The organism is Shimia sp. (assembly GCF_049116215.1).
Classification (GTDB): Bacteria; Pseudomonadota; Alphaproteobacteria; order Rhodobacterales; family Rhodobacteraceae; genus Shimia.
In genome coordinates this window covers 1-777 of the sequence record NZ_JAGDZB010000012.1, presented here as the reverse complement: position 1 = coordinate 777, position 777 = coordinate 1, and the positions used below count along the sequence as shown (strand labels likewise).

At 52.4% G+C, this 777-nt stretch carries 1 tRNA gene and 2 rRNA genes; all 3 read right to left on the bottom strand.

Going from position 1 to position 777, the window contains the following annotated elements:
* Positions 1–77, bottom strand: a tRNA-Met gene (locus JXR15_RS21025).
* A gap of 152 nt (positions 78–229) precedes the next feature.
* Positions 230–344 (bottom strand): 5S ribosomal RNA (gene rrf, locus JXR15_RS21020).
* A gap of 90 nt (positions 345–434) precedes the next feature.
* Positions 435–777, bottom strand: a 23S ribosomal RNA gene (locus JXR15_RS21015); the annotation flags it as partial.

Sequence of the window (777 nt, the reverse complement as noted above, 5' to 3'; positions counted from 1 at the left end):
TGGTTGCGGGAGCAGGATTTGAACCTGCGACCTTCAGGTTATGAGCCTGACGAGCTACCGGGCTGCTCCATCCCGCGACACTGTTTTTGGGCTACCGCGCGGAGCGCACCTTGAGCCCATGATCTCTTTCCGGTTTGGTTTGAGATCTGTCGCCCTTCAGGACGTTTTGATTGTTCTGAAGGTATTCTTTTATCATCGTAGAGAGATACGTTTTGAGGTCGTTTGATAGGTTTGGCGATGACCTACTCTCCCACACCTTAAGATGCAGTACCATCGGCGCTACGGTGCTTAACGGCCGGGTTCGGGATGGGACCGGGTGTTTCACTCGCGCTATGATCACCAAACCGATCAAACGGCCTCGTGTCCAAGTCATGTACAACTGTGTTGTGTGTATGCTTTTGATATGTCTTGTAAAAGTCTGCCTTTTACTGGATCAAATCAAGCCTATCGGACCATTAGTACCAGTCAACTGAATGCGTTACCGCACTTACATCTCTGGCCTATCGACGAGGTGGTCTACCTCGGTCCTCAGGGATACCTTGTTTTGAGGGGGGCTTCCCGCTTAGATGCCTTCAGCGGTTATCCTGTCCGATCATAGCTACCCAGCACTGCTCCTGGCGGAACAACTGGTACACCAGTGGATCGTTCACCCCGGTCCTCTCGTACTAGGGGCAACTCCTCTCAAGTATCCTACACCCACGGCAGATAGGGACCGAACTGTCTCACGACGTTCTAAACCCAGCTCACGTACCTCTTTAAACGGCGAACAGCCGTACC